Source organism: Paracoccus sanguinis (assembly GCF_900106665.1).
Taxonomy (GTDB): domain Bacteria; phylum Pseudomonadota; class Alphaproteobacteria; order Rhodobacterales; family Rhodobacteraceae; genus Paracoccus; species Paracoccus panacisoli.
In genome coordinates this window covers 20,459-36,188 of sequence record NZ_FNNA01000003.1, presented here as the reverse complement: position 1 = coordinate 36,188, position 15,730 = coordinate 20,459, and the positions used below count along the sequence as shown (strand labels likewise).

Sequence of the window (15,730 nt, the reverse complement as noted above, 5' to 3'; positions counted from 1 at the left end):
GTCGTCATGAAACCCCAGAGGGCCACGGATGTCGGGTCAGATCCTCGTCGTTGACGGCACGGCGACACATCGAATCACGCTCAAGGTCAGGCTGGCCGCGGCCTGCTATGACCCGCTCACCGCGCGCACGGGGGCCGAAGCGCTGGCGATCCTGGCCCGGGCGCGCCCGACGCTGGTGCTGATCGGCGGCGAGCCGGGGGACATGGGCGCGGTCGATCTGTGCGGGCGAATCGCGGCCGGCTGGCCGGGGCTGCCGGTCCTGATGATCGTGCCGCAGGCCGACCGGATCGCGGCGCTCAAGGCGGGCGCGGCGGCGGTGCTCGACGGGCCGGTGGACGATCTGAACCTCTTCGCGCGCATCCGCGGGCTGATGCGGGACGAGGCCGATGCAGCGCCCCGTCCGCTGCTGGCGGGGCTGGCCGAGGACCAGGCCACCTTCGCCTTCGAGCCGGCGCTGCCGGCACTCCCGCCGCCGTCCGTGCTGCTGGTGGCCGGGGACACCGCAACGGCGCTCGGCTGGCGTCGCACGCTTGCGCCGCGGCTGGCGGCGCGGCTCTCGGTGGCGGATGCCGACCGGGCGCTGGCCGACGCCGCCGTGGGGCTGGTCCCCGATCTCTACGTGATCGGCGCGGACCTGAGCCTGCCGGGTGACGGGCTGCGGCTGCTCTCGGAACTGCGCTGCCGGCGGACCTCGCGGAACGCGAGCTTCGCGGTCGTCCTGCCCTCGCACCGGCAGGAGATGATGTCGGTGGCGCTCGACCTCGGCGCCGGCGACGTGCTGGCAGCGGGTTTCGCCGCCGAGGCCGTGGCCGACGAGGCCGCGCTGCGGCTGTCGGGCCTGATCCGGCGCAAGCGCTCGGCCGACAAGAACAGGGCGGCCGCCGAGCACGAGCGGACGCTGGCGCGGATCGATCCGTTGACGGGGCTGGTGAACCGCCGTTTTGCCCTGCCGCGGCTGGCGGGAATGTGCGATGCCGCCCCGCGCGACGGGCGCGGCTGCGCGGTGGTTGCGATCGACATCGACCGCTTCAAGCAGGTGAACGACCACCACGGCCACGCGGCAGGCGACGCGGTGCTGATCGAGGTGGCCGAGCGCATCGAGCGCGTGGTCCCGCCCTCCGGCTTCGTCGCGCGGATGGGCGGCGAGGAATTCCTGGCCGCCCTGCCGGACACCAGCCCCGCCGAGGCCGCCGCGCTTGCCGAGGCAATGCGGCAGGCCGTGTCGGCGCGTCCCGTCTCGGCCGGGGGCGGCGGGGTGACGCTCTCGATCACCATTTCGGCGGGCGTCTCGACGCTGACGCCGGACCTGTGCGGGGCCGGTCGCGACCGGGCCGCCGCGCTGCTGCTGCGCGCCGACGGGGCGCTGATGTCGGCCAAGCGGGCGGGGCGGAACCGGTTAATGGTCGCAGGGCTCGACGCGGTGGCTTGAATGAAGGAGGGACGCTCGGTCCACCGACAACCGTCGGAGCGGAGTGAGGGCGATCCGGTCTGAGACTAGTTCTTGGCGTGAGCGCGACCCGGCCACAGACAGGCGGCGCCGTTAACCCCCGGGCCGATTGCCCGTTGTTATTGCCAGTTGCCAGCGGATGCCGGATGCCGGATGCCGGATGCCGGATGCCGGATGCCGGATGCCGGGGACCGTGTGCGGGTGTTCGAGGCATGTCCATCCCCCAGCCTCAATACAGCCCCTGACCGCTGAGCCTCCCCTGCCCCCGCGCCGCTTGCCCGGACCGCGCCCCGCTGGTAACACCGCCCCCATGGACGCGCGCGCCACTTTGTTCTGCTGCCGGATCGTCTGACATTCAGCCAGGCGGGACGTCCGGTATCGACGCGACCCCCGCCGCAGGGGGACCTCATGACCGAGATCAGGCTCACCAACAGCCGCACCCGCCGCAAGGAGGCGCTGGCGCCGATCCGCGCCGACGACGTGCGGATGTATCTCTGCGGGCCGACCGTCTATGACCGCGCGCATCTCGGCAACGCCCGGCCGGTGGTCATGTTCGACGTGCTGTTCCGGCTGCTGCGACACGTCTATGGCGCCGATCACGTGAGCTACGTCCGGAACTTCACCGACGTCGACGACAAGATCAACGCCGCCGCGCTCGCCCGGCGCGAGGCAGGGGCGGCGGGCACGCTCGAAGAGCTGATCCGCGCCCGCACGGCCGAGACGATCGAGTGGTACCATGCCGACATGGACGCGCTCGGCGCGCTGCGGCCGGCGCTGCAGGGCGAGGCGACGCAGCGGGCCGAGCCGCGCGCCACCGACTACATTGCCGAGATGATCGCGATGATCGGCCAGCTCGTCGCCGACGGCCACGCCTATGCCGCCGAGGGGCACGTGCTCTTCGACGTCCGGTCGTTCCCGGACTACGGCGCGCTCTCGGGCCGGTCGGTGGACGACATGATCGCGGGCGCCCGGGTCGAGGTGGCGCCCTTCAAGCGCGACCCGATGGATTTCGTGCTCTGGAAGCCCTCGGACGACGACCTGCCGGGATGGGACAGCCCCTGGGGCCGCGGCCGCCCGGGCTGGCACATCGAGTGCTCGGCCATGTCTGCCGCGCTGCTGGGGGAAAGCTTCGACATCCACGGCGGCGGCATCGACCTGCAGTTCCCGCACCACGAGAACGAGATCGCGCAGAGCTGCTGCGCCCACCCCGACGCCGAATTCGCCCGCATCTGGCTGCACAACGAGATGCTGCAGGTCGAGGGGCGGAAAATGTCGAAAAGCCTCGGCAACTTCTTCACCGTCCGCGACCTGCTGGATCAGGGCGTGCCGGGCGAGGTGATCCGCTTCGTCTTCCTGATGACGCATTACCGCAAGCCGATGGACTGGACCGCCGACAAGGCGCGCGAGGCTGAATCCACGCTGCGCAAGTGGCGGGGGCTGGCGGGGGACACCCCGCCCGGCGCCCCTGACCCGGCGGTGATCGCGGCGCTGGCGGACGACCTGAACACCGCAGGCGCCTTGGCCCGGCTGCACGAGATCGCGCGCGAGATCACGTCAAACCCGACGCGCGATTGCCATGTCGAAAAGGGCGTTCTCGTGGCATCGGCGAGCCTCCTCGGTCTGCTTAGCGGGCCCGACTGGACCGCAACCGACGATCATTTGGCGCAGATCATCATGCGGGTGGCACTGCGTCGCCGCGCGGCGCGTCAGGAACGCGACTTCGCGCTGGCCGACCGACTGCGGGCCGAACTCGATGCAGCCGGGGTCGATCTGAAGGATGGCCCTGGGGGCGCAATCGCTTGGGAGCGCCGCGCCGACTTCGACGCCGCGCGGCTCGAGGCGATCCTGTGACCGACCGCCTCAGCCTCTACGACACCACGCTGCGCGACGGCCAGCAGACCCAGGGCGTCCAGTTCACCGCCACGGAGAAGGCCGAGATCGCCGCCATGCTCGACGAGCTGGGGGTGGATTACATCGAGGGCGGCTGGCCGGGGGCGAACCCGACCGACAGCGAGTTCTTCGCGAACCCGCCCCGGACCCGCGCGGTGATGACCGCCTTCGGCATGACCCGCCGCGCCGGGCGCTCGGCGGAGAACGACGACGTGCTGGCGGCGGTGCTGGATGCGCGGACGCCCGCGGTCTGCCTCGTCGGCAAGACCCATGATTACCACGTCCGCGAGGCGCTCGGCATCACGCTCGACGAGAACCTCGAGACGATCGGCAACTCGATCGCCCATGTCGTGGCGCAGGGTCGCGAGGCGATCTTCGACGCCGAGCATTTCTTCGACGGCTACGCGGCCAATCCAGGCTATGCGCTGACCTGCCTGCGGGCCGCGGCCGAGGCCGGGGCGCGCTGGATCGTGCTCTGCGACACCAACGGCGGCACCCTGCCCGACCGGATCGGCGCCGTCACCGCCGAGGTCATCGCCGCCGGCATCCCCGGCGACCGGCTGGGCATCCATTGCCACGACGACACCGGCAACGCCGTCGCAGGCTCGCTCGCCGCCATCGCCGCGGGTGCGCGGCAGGTGCAGGGCACGCTCAACGGCCTGGGCGAGCGCTGCGGCAACGCGAGCCTCACCACGCTGATCCCGAACCTGCTGTTGAAAGAGCCTTTTCGTAGCACCCTCTCGCTCGGCGTCGGGCCCGAGGGGCTGGCGGCGCTGACCCGCATCTCGCGGCGGCTCGACGAGATCCTGAACCGCATCCCCGACCGCGCCGCGCCCTATGTCGGCGCCTCGGCCTTTGCCCACAAGGCGGGGCTGCACGCCAGCGCCATCCTCAAGGCGCCGCAGACCTATGAGCACGTCGACCCGGCGCTCGTCGGCAACGCCCGTGTGATCCCGATGTCGAACCAGGCGGGGCAGTCGAACCTGCGCGCCCGCCTCGCCGGCGCAGGGATCGCGGTCGAGCCGGGCGATCCGGCGCTCGCCCGCATCCTGTCGGCCGTCAAGGCGCGCGAGGATCAGGGCTATGCCTACGATTCAGCCCAGGCCTCGTTCGAGCTGCTGGCGCGGGCCGAGCTGGGCCAGATGCCGCCGCTGTTCGAGGTCGAGCGCTACCGGGTCACCGTCGAGCGGCGGCTGAACGCCATCGGTCGGCGGATCTCGGTCAGCGAGGCGGTGGTCGTGGTCCGCATCGGCGACCAGCGGGTCATGTCGGTGAGCGACTCGGTGGGCGAGACCGGCGAGGATGCGGGCCCGGTCAACGCGCTCTGGCGGGCGCTGGCCAAGGATCTGGGCCCGTGGCAGCGGTCGATCGACGAAATGGCGCTGACAGACTTCCGGGTGCGGATCATCGGGGCGGGGACCGATGCGGTGACGCGGGTGACGATCGATTCCGCCGACAGCCGCGGCGCGGCGTGGTCCACCGTCGGCGTCTCCCCCAACATCGTGGACGCGAGCTTCGAGGCGCTGGTGGACGCGATCCGCTGGAAGCTGATCCGCGATGGCGCGGCGTGAGCGGCGCCGAGGCGCTGATCGCCGGGCTGCGACAGGCCGACCCGGACCGGCTGGCCATGGCGCTGCTCGCGCCCCGTCCGGCGCGGCTGCAGCTGCTCGGGCTTTACGCGCTGAACGACGAGCTGGCGCGCACCGCCTTGGCCGCGCGCGAGCCTCTGGTGGCCGAAATGCGGGTGCGCTGGTGGGCCGACCGGCTCGCGGCGATGGCCGAGGGGCCGCCGCCGGCGCACGCGCTCCTCGACGCGCTGTGGGAGGGCTGGGGGCGCGAGGCGGCGACGCTCGCCCCGCTGGCCGAGGCGCGGATGCATGACGCAGCGCGCCTGCCGCACCCGGACGTTGAGGCGGTGATCGCCTACGCCGACGCCACCGGCGGCGCGCTGATGGAGCGTGCCGGCGCGGCCCTCGGCGCAGGCGAGCCCGCCGTGTTCCGTAACCAGGGGCGCGGAGCGGGGCTGGTCGCGTGGTTGCGCGCCCGCCCGGCGCTGGCGGCGCTGGGGCTGGCGCTGCCCGGCCCGGACCCGGCGGCGCTGCCGGCGCTGGCGCAGGCCGCGCGCGAGGCCTTCGCATCCGCGCGCGGGCAGCGGCGCCGCGTGCCCCGCGGGGCCCACGCGGTGCTCTTTCCCGGCGCCGCGGTCGGGGCGGCGCTGCGGAGTGCGGCGGCCGGCACCGATCCCGCCGGCCCCAGCGAGTTCGCCCGTCGGGCGGGGCTCGCCCGCCTCGCCCTCACCGGACGCTGGTGGATTTAACTGGTTCTTCAACAGTTTCTGCGACGGTCCGAGAGACGCCGAATCGCAGGGACCGCCGATGCGCCACGATCTTCCCGTTCCTCTCACCCGCCCGGCCTGACCCGATGCGCCCGGTCAAGGTCCTCATCGTGGACGACTCGATGACGATGCGGCGGCTGATCCGGCTGGCGCTGTCGGACGATCCGCGCATCGAGGTGGTGGGCGAGGCCCGCGACACCGCCCAGGCCACCGCGCGGATCGCCGAGCTGCGCCCCGACGTGCTGACGCTCGACGTCGAGATGCCGGGAGAGAGCGGCCTCGCCTTCCTCGAGCGGCTGATGGTCGATCGCCCGATGCCGGTGATCATGGTCTCGACGCTCACCCAATCGGGCAGCGCGGCGGCGGTGCAGGCCCTGTCGCTGGGCGCGGTCGACTGCGTGGGCAAGCCGTCGGCGCCGCAGTCGGGGGATTTCGCGGGGCTGCGGGACCTGATCGTCGCCGCCGCGGGCGCCCGCATCCGCGCCCGGCCGCGCCAGGCGCCTGCTCCGCCATCGGCGGATCCCCGCGACCGTGGTTTCGCCTGGAACGGGCGCGTCGTGCTGATCGGGTCCTCCACCGGCGGGGTAGATGCCTTGGAGCGCATCCTGGCCGAGTTTCCACCGAACTGCCCCCCGACCCTCATCACCCAGCACATGCCGCCGACGTTCCTCGCCAATTTCGCCCAGCGGCTCGACGCGCGGATCGCGCCGCGGGTGCGGCTCGCCGAGACCGGACTGCCGGTGCAGCAGGGATCGATCTACATTGCGCCGGGCGGCGAGACGCATCTGCGCCTCGGACAGCCGCGGACCCCGGTCTGCGAACTGGTCGAGGACGACAAGCGCAACGGCCACCGGCCGTCGGTGGACTTCCTGTTCGAGAGCGGGGCTGCGCTCGGCGAGCGGGCGATCGGGGTGATGCTGACCGGCATGGGCCGCGACGGCGCCGAGGCGATGCTCGCCCTGCGCCGCGCGGGCGCGACGTGCCTTGCTCAGGACGAGGCGACCTCGGTGGTCTGGGGGATGCCGCGCGTCGCCCATGAGCTGGGGGCGGTGGATCGGCTGGTGCCGCTGCCGCAGATCGCCGACGAGATCCTGACGCTCGCCGGCCGCCGCGTGCGGGGGTGAGGCGGAAGGATGAGGTGTAGTGGGGCGAGCTTTGGAACGGGGGTAAATGGAGGTGTCAGGTTGAGTCAAAGGTTGCGGGAAGTGTGGCCATCCTTCCGGCGCCAGAGGGTGAGGTCGATCCGTTTCGCCGGACGGTGAGTGGAACGCTTGCGAGTAAGCCGGACGCGGGGTGGGAAGAAGCCACTCGACGGCGATTGGCAGCTTCGACGAGTGGCTGACGTGCCAGCATGACCGCTTTCACTTGAGCGGTCGGTTCGCCCGCGGATGACCCGGGCAAAGCGGTGCAATCGCTGCACTGCGCGCTCCCACCCGGACGTTTCGTTACGAAAGTGAGGCTGGGAGACGCTGCATATCGTGTCGGGAGGGGCAAGCCTGAGCCTCCGGCAGGTCTGCAGTTTTAAACGTGTGATCAGACCACCGGCGGGCCGCGCCAGTGCGCACTGCACCGCAACTGCACCGCCGACCGCGTTTGCCTTCCCCAAAAGCCGCCAATGCCGCCGCCTACCCGCGCCCCCGCCGTCACAGCGCCGGAAGCGCGCAGAGCGTGTTCACCAGCCGCATCTGCTCGACCGTGTCGCACTTCGCGTCGCGCAGGCGCGGCGCACCGAAGACGAGCGCCAGCCCCTTGGCACGTGAGACGGCGACGTTGATCCGGTTGAGCGAGAACAGGAACTCCATGCCGCGCGAGGTTTCCTCGGCAGAGGACGCGGTCATCGACACAAGACAGACCGGCGCCTCCTGCCCCTGGAACTTGTCCACCGTACCGACGCGGATGTCGTCCGGCAGCGCGTCGCGCAGGGCGTTCACCTGGGCGTTGTAGGGGGCCACGACGATGACGTCGCGGGCCTGCATCGGCCGGGTGGTGCCGTCCGTGTCGGTCCAGCTGCCCGTCAGCAGCTCGGCTACGGCCGAGCGGATCGCGACGACCTCCTCGGCTGCGATCTGCGCGTTGCCTTCGTGCAGCACCGGGACCCAGTGCGCGCCGGCCTCGGGCAAGCGGGTGCCGCGCACGGCTTGCCGGCCCGTATCCGGGTGGCTCGCCAGACGCCCCTCGTAAACCTGATCGGAGATGAAGCGGCAGACGGCCGGGTGCATCCGCCGCGTGACCGGCAGGAAGATGCCGCGGTCCGGCGGCACGGTCGCGTGCTCGCCCAGCATCCAGTCGAGGCATGACAGGTTCGCGGGTTCGGGGTGGGCGCCCTGGATCACCTGCGGCAACTGGCGCGGGTCACCGATCAGCACGATATTGCGCGCAGCCCGGCCCATCGCCGCCATGTTGGCCAGCCCGACCTGTCCGGCCTCGTCCACGAACAGCCAGTCGAAGGCCTGCACGTTCTCGTCGCGGGTGAAGAACCAGGCCGTGGCGCCGACGACGTGGCGGGCGTCGGCGGCCTCGTCATTGCTGCCGGTGCGGCGGACCGGACAATCGTCGGGATAGCCGTCGTCGCCGCCGCTGGTCTTGTGAACGAGATCGAGCGCGAACGGCAGGTCCTCGTCCTCCAGCGCGCCCAGACAGCCCATCAGGACATTGCGGATCGCCTCGTGGCTGTTCGAGGTCACGCCCACCCGCGCGCCCTGACGGACGAGCGACAGGATCGCCCGGGCCGCGACATAGGTCTTGCCCGTGCCGGGCGGGCCCTGAAGGGGCAGCACGGTTTCGTCCATCGCGCCCACGGCCGCAATCGTGCCGGCCACGGGGTCGGCCACCGGCAGCAGCGGCCCGCTCGTCAGACGCGGCGCCGCCCGCGAGAGCAGATCGTCGACGGCGCGATAGGTCCGCGGGCCGCACTGATCGGCGATCACGTGGCGCAAGGCCCACGCGATCACATCGGTGTTCAGCGGCCAGTCGGGGCCCAGCGTCAGACGTGGGGTCAGGAGGTGGTCCTTGCCCGGACCGACCTTGACCGTGATCTGCCGCCAGCGGCAGTCGAGGCTCTCGATCAGTACCGACACGGGCGCCCCATCCGGCACGCTGACGGTCGCCTTCTGGCCTGCGCGCAGTTTGGTTTCTTGCGGCGGGTAGCGATAGCTGCGCGTGAACGACCGCTTGACCGGCCGCACCGGCCCGATGGCCTCGAGCCCCGAGAGGGCGTCCAGATCGTCGATCAGTTCGTCGTCGTCCCGCGCGGCCGAGTCGAACACCGCCCACTGGGCAGGCTTGGCTTCGCGCTTGTGAAAGAGCCCCAGGTCGAACAGCATCGCCTGCCTCTCCTCGGGCAGATCCGACGCGGACAAGAGGTCGCGCAGGGCCTGGGCATCGGCGTCCTCCTCCGCCTCCTTCAGCGCGGCCTCGGGCGCCAGCGCGGGCCACGCCCCTGCGGGCCGGATGCCGACCAGCCAGTCGCGCAGCGCCTCGGTCGAGATGCAGTCGATGCGGTTGTAATCCTCGATTTCGTCCAGAATCCGCTGATCGCGCGTCTCGCGCCAGCGCTCATAGGCCACGACCGAGCCGCCCGCCGTCGTCACCTCGCCAGCACGGACGAGGTCGTAGAAGGCCTCGAGCGACTTGAGCGAATAGTTCGGCTCAGATGCGAACAGCCCGCCGCGCACCACGGCGAACAGATCGACGAACCGACGTTCGCGCAGCAGCCGGTCGAGGAACGCCTCGCCGATCTCGTATTTCGTGGTCAGGCGGCGCAGCGCGGTGATCTCGTAGGCCGCGTAGTGATAGATGCGTGCCGTCGGAAACGACTCGAGATGTTCGCGGAAAAAGGCGAGCAGGGCATCGAGCGCCTCCGCCTCAGCCGCATGGTCATGCGCCCAGAAGGCACGGAACTGGCCATCTGACCAGACACCGTGCAGGTATTCGAGGCCACCCTCGTGATGCGGGTCTCCCTCGATGTCGTAGAAGAGATCGCCGGGCTGCGGCTCAGGCAGCAGGTCGAAGCCCTTGCCCGGCTCGGGGGCGCGCAGCTCAAAGTTGGGCGCGCCGGTCTTGCGGCCGTGTTGCAGGCGCGCTTGCGTGACCAGCCGCGCCTGCGTGCCCGCGGCCATGCCGCGCACCGGCTCCGTCAAGGCCGCCAGCGCCGCCATGGTGGCAACGCCCGCGGCCTCGAGTTTCTTCACCTGCCCGCGGGTGACATTGGCGACGTTGAAGAGGCTGTCCTCGGCCTGCCAGACCCCCTCGCAGTGTCCCGCCCAGCGGCAGAGTCCGCAATCGGCGCACGGGACCGGACGGGTCGGCCGGGGGTCGGCCACGAACGCCTCGAGCCGGGCCCGCGCCGCACGGGCGTAGTGCTGAAAGTCCGCCAGCCGCAGCGTGGCACGCTCGCCGCTGCCGAGTTCGACGTGGGCGAACTCGGGCGTCACACCCTGAACCTTGGCCAGAAGGTCCGAATAGAGCACGAGCTGCAGCACGTGCTTGGGCTGCACGCTGCGCTTCAGCTTGGTGTCGGCCACCTCGTAGCTGAACGGGCCCAGATCCGAGGGACGGTCGACGCGCTGCAGGAAATCCGACCAGCCGCCCCAGTTGCCGGACAGGAAGGCGCCCTGAAACACCACCTCGGCGCCCTGCGCCAACGCGGCACGGGTGGCCTGCGCATCCGTGGCCAGATCGCCGCGATTGATCTCGATCACCGATGTCCCGGCGGTTTTGAGCATCTGCAGATGCGCCGCCTCGTGTGCGTCGCCCTGTTTCTGCAGCAGCAGCGCGTCCTCGGTCGTCTCGCCCGGCTCGGGCCCCTGGCCGCGCAGCCGTCCCAGGTCGAGCGTGGTCGCATGGGCGCAGCCCATGAACCGCATCAGGTCGGTCGCCGAAAGGAGGATGTCGCCGTCGAGATGCCGCATGGTGGTGCTCCTTTCCCTAGCAACGTTGCGATCCGACGCGACGTGCTCGCGTCGGATCTTCTGCTCGATCACCTACGCCGCGCAGGCAACTCAGGCGGCTGACGGAGCGCGGTCGCCCGCGCGCGTGCAACGTTCAGCCGGCCTGAGCCGCTTCCTCGCGCACGATCCGCAGGCTGTCCCGTGCGACGAGCGACGGCGATTTTCCATTGGCCCCCATGCGCAGCGAGAAACCGCGCGCGATGAGCGACGCCGCCTCTTCCAGCGTCTCCACGTACACCGCGTGCGCGACCCTGTGCTTGTCCGCACCGTGCGCCGGATCGGCCAACTGATACCCCTTTTCCGTACGGACCGGCGCCTCGACGACGCCCTTGCGCGGCGCAACCCGTTCAATCCTGATCACCCGACCAGCCATGTGCAGTCTCCTATGCTCTCTAGTGCGCCCTGCCGTGCCCCGACGCCAGAACGAGCACTCGTGAATCGGCTCGACAGGACGCGGTGACACACCTAGCCTGCCCGGGTGTCAATTCCTGACAGGTTTGCGCACCTCATGTCATTTTCCAAGGCGCAGGATCTCATCCGTCTGGCGCAGATGGCCGCCGCCCGGCGCGGCGGGGTGACCCTCGACGACATCCGCGCCGAGTTCGCCATCTCGCACCGCACCGCGCAGCGCATGACCGCCGCGCTGGAGGAAAGCTTCGGCAACGTCGAGATCACGGAAGGAGAGGACCGCAAGCGCCGCTGGCGACTGCGTGACCCCGGCCTCTCCGCTCTGCAACTGCGCTACGAGACCGGGCTCGAGGCGCTCGAGATCGCGGCCCGGACGGCCCAGACCGAAGGGCGGCTGCGCCATGCGCGGGCGCTCGACAACCTGCGCGACGGGCTACTGTCACGGGCGCCGTCGCGGGCTCGGGTCGAAGCGGATGCCGAGGCCGTGCTGATGGCGATGGGTCAGGTGACGCGGCCGGGACCGAAGGTCCGGCTGCGGCCCGAGATCCTCGACGCGATCATCGAGGCGCTGCGCGGTCCGTTCCGGCTGCGCGTACGCTACAGCGGGGACGCCGCGCCCCGCATCCTCGAACCGCACGGGGTGCTGCTTGGGCACCGGACCTATCTTGCGGCGCGCGATCCGGCCAAGGCCGACGAGGTGCGGAACTTCCGCATCGACCTGATCCACGAGGCCGAGGCGCTGCACGAGAGCTTCGCCTTCGCCGACGGGTTCTCGATCGCCGATTACGCCGCCCAGGCCTTCGGCGTCTGGCAGGACCCCGCGCAATACGGCGAGGTCGTCTGGCGCTTCGCCGCCGAGGCCGCCGACCGCGCCGCGGGCTTCCGCTTTCACCCGCGGCAGGTTCTGGAACCGCAGCCGGACGGCAGCCTGATCGTCCGCTTCCACGCCGCGGGCTGGCTCGAAATGGCGTGGCACCTCTACCAGTGGGGCGACAAGGTCGAGGTCGTCGCGCCGCAGGCGCTGCGTGACCTCGTCCAGGAATACCGCCGCCCCGACTTTGCCGCCATGCCGTGACCGATCCCGAAAGGAGGCCGCCGATGCCCGACCCCCTGACCTTCGCCGCGCTCAAGGACAAGCAGCGGGCCATCCGGGCGGGGTTTCCGCAGACGATGGGCCTGCGCGTCCACCGCGCCATCAGCTGGATCGGCCGCGCCGAGGCCTGCGGCGGCGACGACGACGCGCGCTTCATCTTCCTCTGGATCGCCTTCAACGCCGCCTATGCCGACGAGCGCGCCTTCCAGTCGGTCCCGCAGGGCGAGCGCGCGGCCTTCCTCGGTTACTTCGAGCGCCTGACCGCGCTGGACCGCGACCGTCGCATCTACAAGGCGGTCTGGCAGCGGTTCTCGGGCCCCGTCCGGCTACTTCTCGAGAATCGCTACGTCTTCCACCCCTTCTGGCAGCACCACAACGGGATCGAGGGGTTCGCCGACTGGGAAGAACGGTTCAAGGCGTCAGCGAAGTCGTTCGCCCAGGCGTTCCAGAGCGGCGACACCGCCCGGGTGCTGAGCTTCGTGTTCGATCGCCTCTACGTCCTGCGCAACCAGCTGGTCCACGGCGGCGCGACCTGGAACAGCAGCATCAACCGCGCCCAGGTCCGCGACGGCGCCGCGATCCTCGCGTTCCTGCTGCCGATCTTCGCCGACCTGATGATGGAGAACCCTGCCGACGACTGGGGGCGTCCGTTCTATCCGGTGTTGCCGTGAGGGACGGAGATCACCGAAATCCAATTCGGGTCACGCCGCATCCAGCTTTCGAAGAATAGTCTCCATCTGCGCGGGACGTTCGATCGTGAGCCGGATGAGATCTGCGTGGGCCAGATCACGCATCGATTTAAGGGCGGAGTGGCGGCCGTAGACCTTCTTTCCGCCAGGAGCTGCATCCTGATAAATCGCCGAGGCTGGATAGGCGCGACAGCGAATACCGACATCCATCAGCTCGGCACCGTACCGGCTTGCGAGCCAGAGGTTGGCGCGACTTTTGTCACTCTTTTCAAACATCAGCTCGATTCGATTGTCGTTCCGTGATCGCATGACGTAGCGTGCAACGAGTTTGCTGTGCCCAGCCGGATGCTCATGCGCAGCTTCTTTCAGAAGCGCCAGACACTGGGCTTTCAGCTCTTCGCGTCCTTGCATGTCTACGCTGATTTCGGCCCGGGTCGGAGGGCTGACCATTGCCTCGGCCGAATTAGTGGCTTCTGTTTGATCGATCGCAACGACGCCATCGTTTCGTTGATAGGGAACGTGATGACAGCGAGGAGGCAGTTCAGCCTGGGCGAGCAGTCGATCCATTCTGCGCTGAGGCCCGACGACAAAGATAACGCCGAGAATCCATATTATCAGGACCACGACAAGGACAATCATGATGACACCCATTGCCGGTCCCTATCGCTGATCTTCCAGGGCATACGGCATGGGAGCCTCGCTCACGGCCTCTCCTCCACCAAGCAGTTGCAAAAGTCGTTTTCGGATCAGTTTTTCTCGTTCTCGGACGAACTCCGGAAGCGAGGTAACATCGCAAAGCTCCAGGCGCTCAGGAATCATGTGCTGTGCGTAGAAGTCTCTGCGCCTGCCGGTAATCCAGGATCTAAACGGAAGCGCACCTTTCTCGATGTTCTCGTCGCTGCGCAAAAGCTGGAGGTTCCCGAGACTGTTCGAGGCAGCAACGATCTCCTCGATACGGTGCTCGGGCAGATTGCGGCCGCGCAGGACGTTCTTTTGCGCATCGGCCTGTGGGATGATGTGATCGACATGCCAGGTCGATCCGTTCCAGTCGACACCCTGATAGAGCAGCGACAGCGCCACGAATGTCCGTGGCTTGCCATATTGCATTTCCAGCAATTCTTCGACAGTCCGCTCATCCACCTTCGACAGCCGCCCCCCCTTCGCCATTGCCTCGAAAAGCTTATGCGTAGGAAAGTCACGGGCAACGCGCAGATGTTCCCGAACGGTTGCGCGGGCCGTGGCAATGGTCTGGTCCGAATGCCCCACGAAGGCGCTGACCAACAGGCTGTTCAGAAGCCAATAGTGCATCGCCGACGCGTTCACCCGCTCGAACTCGGTCGAGCCGCGGAAGTCAAATTCCGGCGTGTGGTAGATATAATAGACGAGGGGTAGAACCGCGTTCAAAGACCCGAGGTTATCGCCGGTCAGGCCGTGCCGGTTGAGCAGCCGGAACGTGTTTTCGATGGCTAGCCCGATGCGATTCCAGTTGCGCTCGATATCAGCGATGGTTTCGGTGGTGAAGTTGCGGACGTTATAGACCACATCGTAATCGCAGACCACGAGACAGGCTTTCAGCACGAGATCCCGGGTGATCTTGTTCGGGGCGCCGATGCCTTTGTTGATCCTGTCAACGAGCCCGCCGATATCCTCGCGCGCCGTTCCGCTGGACCACTTCGAGGTGATCATCGACATCAGCAGATCGGCTTTTGACAGCTTAGTGCCGCCGTCGTTCGCGCGCACGAAAATGTCGAGCACGCGGTCGGCGGATTGATCGTATTCGGTGTAGAAGTTGATGCCCTCGTCGCGCCAGATCACCCGATGGAGGCGGCGCAGCGTGTCTTCGGCAAGGGTCTTTTCCCAGTCCGAGACGCCGGGGTGGAACTCGGTCTTTACCTTGGCGATCAAGGCTTCGAGCCGTTCCTCGGTGGGGTAGTCCAGGATCGAACCAACCTTGAACCAATGTTTGCGATGGTTGTTTGCTGGACGACGCTCGTGGAAGGCGAGGCCATAGGTCACGCCAAATTCGTCGCCGTCATCCTCATCCAGAGTTCGGGGGTCGGGATCCTTGAAAAGATCGAGGTACAGGCTCTTGGACGACCAGGCGGCGAGATTGCTGCGCCTTTTACCCTTGGCCTTTTCCAAAAAGGTCCCCCGCAAACCGATCAGCAGCGAGGTCAGACGCTGCTGGCCGTCAAGCACCAGGATGACCTGCCGCCCCTCGGCGCGGGTCGGCTCGTTCATCAAGTCGGGCTGATAGTTCTCGATGAACTTGTAGCAGCGCAGCTCGGCCTTGGTGTCCTCATCCACCGCCCAGAACATGAAGCTGGAGATTGGGTAACCTTTGAGCAGCGAATCGAACAGTGCGGTGATCTGGCCGGTGGACCATACATAGGGACGCTGGATCGCAGGCAGGAAATAGGTTCGATTGACGTCATCGATCACGGCACCAATGGTGCGAGAGGCATAGGACATGGGGATCTGGTCTAATTGAGCGAAGCTATGTGTTTCATCACACGTCGCGCATACGGGACGGCTGCTCGCATTCGTCGAGCACTAGGAGGCGGGAGCAATGATTTTTCTTAAGTTGTTCCGCATCCTGAACTGTGTCTCGGTCAGACTAGAGCAGCTTTTCACGGTTCGATGTCAAGGCGTTCGGGAGGTTTCGCCACATTGGATTCGAGCAATGAGGCCCTGATCGCCGGCTTGGTTTTGCTCGGGGCGCGCCGGCTCGCGCCGAAACCGCCCGGGGGGAGGGTTCGTGCAAGTTGTCGGTGCGATCAGATATGGCGCAAGCGGACCGCCTCGCTCCGTCACCGTGATCCGCGGCGTGGCGGTCATATAGAGACGCAGGCTGCCGCCCACGACGTCGTCGCGTCGACCTTGACGAAATTACGCTCATCTTCGCCAAGGATCATGCCG

11 protein-coding genes are annotated in these 15,730 nt (G+C 68.6%); 7 read left to right on the top strand and 4 right to left on the bottom strand.

Annotated elements, in window-relative coordinates; genetic code table 11:
- The first annotated feature begins 28 nt into the window (after positions 1–28).
- The 5 genes from BLW17_RS11440 (at position 29) to BLW17_RS11420 (ending at position 6,796) form a co-directional block, all read left to right on the top strand.
- Positions 29–1,429: a diguanylate cyclase domain-containing protein gene (locus BLW17_RS11440; RefSeq protein ID WP_036731818.1), complete on the top strand. Its 1,401-nt coding sequence runs from the start codon at positions 29–31 to the stop codon at positions 1,427–1,429.
- A gap of 426 nt (positions 1,430–1,855) precedes the next feature.
- Complete coding sequence (gene cysS / locus BLW17_RS11435; protein ID WP_036731815.1) at positions 1,856–3,298, top strand: cysteine--tRNA ligase; 1,443 nt, start codon at positions 1,856–1,858, stop codon at positions 3,296–3,298.
- The gene (cimA, locus tag BLW17_RS11430; protein ID WP_036731812.1) at positions 3,295–4,908 is read left to right on the top strand and encodes a citramalate synthase; all 1,614 of its coding nucleotides are present in this window, start codon (positions 3,295–3,297) and stop codon (positions 4,906–4,908) included. The genes cysS and cimA overlap by 4 nt, the downstream gene beginning before the upstream one ends.
- Positions 4,905–5,654: a squalene/phytoene synthase family protein gene (locus BLW17_RS11425; RefSeq protein WP_036731810.1), complete on the top strand. Its 750-nt coding sequence runs from the start codon at positions 4,905–4,907 to the stop codon at positions 5,652–5,654. Before cimA ends, BLW17_RS11425 begins: the two co-directional genes overlap by 4 nt.
- 104 nt (positions 5,655–5,758) lie before the next feature.
- A complete protein-coding gene (locus tag BLW17_RS11420) occupies positions 5,759–6,796 on the top strand; it encodes a protein-glutamate methylesterase/protein-glutamine glutaminase (protein ID WP_036731807.1) in 1,038 nt (345 codons plus the stop codon).
- 519 nt (positions 6,797–7,315) lie between these two features.
- On the opposite strand, the gene BLW17_RS11415 is transcribed toward BLW17_RS11420, so the two are convergent.
- Both BLW17_RS11415 and BLW17_RS11410 read right to left on the bottom strand, forming a co-directional pair.
- Positions 7,316–10,582 carry a TM0106 family RecB-like putative nuclease gene (locus BLW17_RS11415; RefSeq protein WP_036731804.1) on the bottom strand — a complete coding sequence of 1,089 codons (3,267 nt, stop codon included), beginning with the start codon at positions 10,580–10,582 and terminating at the stop codon, positions 7,316–7,318.
- Between the two features lie 133 nt (positions 10,583–10,715).
- Positions 10,716–10,994 (bottom strand): hypothetical protein, encoded by a 279-nt coding sequence (locus tag BLW17_RS11410; RefSeq protein ID WP_036731802.1) that lies wholly within the window; start codon positions 10,992–10,994, stop codon positions 10,716–10,718.
- Positions 10,995–11,129: 135 nt separating this feature from the next.
- Between BLW17_RS11410 and BLW17_RS11405 the strand changes: the two genes are divergently transcribed.
- A complete protein-coding gene (locus tag BLW17_RS11405; RefSeq protein WP_036731800.1) occupies positions 11,130–12,104 on the top strand; it encodes a helix-turn-helix transcriptional regulator in 975 nt (324 codons plus the stop codon).
- A 23-nt stretch (positions 12,105–12,127) separates the two neighbouring features.
- Positions 12,128–12,793, top strand: coding sequence for a HEPN domain-containing protein (locus tag BLW17_RS11400; protein ID WP_036731797.1), 666 nt, complete (start codon positions 12,128–12,130; stop codon positions 12,791–12,793).
- A gap of 30 nt (positions 12,794–12,823) precedes the next feature.
- Here the strand turns inward: BLW17_RS11400 and BLW17_RS18630 are convergent, their stop codons facing one another.
- The gene (locus tag BLW17_RS18630; RefSeq protein WP_231572730.1) at positions 12,824–13,462 is read right to left on the bottom strand and encodes a hypothetical protein; all 639 of its coding nucleotides are present in this window, start codon (positions 13,460–13,462) and stop codon (positions 12,824–12,826) included.
- A gap of 9 nt (positions 13,463–13,471) precedes the next feature.
- Positions 13,472–15,283: a DUF262 domain-containing protein gene (locus tag BLW17_RS11390; protein ID WP_052176240.1), complete on the bottom strand. Its 1,812-nt coding sequence runs from the start codon at positions 15,281–15,283 to the stop codon at positions 13,472–13,474.
- Positions 15,284–15,730: the final 447 nt, after the last annotated feature.